Genomic DNA, 223 nt, shown 5'->3' with positions numbered 1-223 from the left:
CGTTTCGAGCCGGACAGCAGCCTCTCGCAGCTCGGGTCGGGCGGGCTGCTCGCCGAAGAGAACACCGCACACGAGGGAGAGCGCGAGAGCTTCGCTTCCCCGTCCCTGGGACGCCGCGGCAAGAACAAGAGAGGCGGCCGCCCCGCCTTCGACCCCAAGCCGCTGGATAAGGGCCGAACGGACGTCTTGAGGAAGCCGAACGAGACGATCGAGGCCAACCGGT

General features: G+C 68.2%; 1 protein-coding gene. It reads right to left on the bottom strand.

Annotated features, from left to right (window positions below; genetic code table 11):
• Positions 1 to 168 (bottom strand): hypothetical protein (locus E4K09_RS31215; RefSeq protein ID WP_483238011.1); only part of this gene is annotated, 168 nt, incomplete at its 3' end.
• Between the last annotated feature and the right edge of the window lie 55 nt (positions 169 to 223).

This window comes from Microvirga pakistanensis, from assembly GCF_004458765.1.
Classification (GTDB): domain Bacteria; phylum Pseudomonadota; class Alphaproteobacteria; order Rhizobiales; family Beijerinckiaceae; genus Microvirga; species Microvirga pakistanensis.
This window is presented reverse-complemented; position numbering and strand designations above follow the sequence as displayed.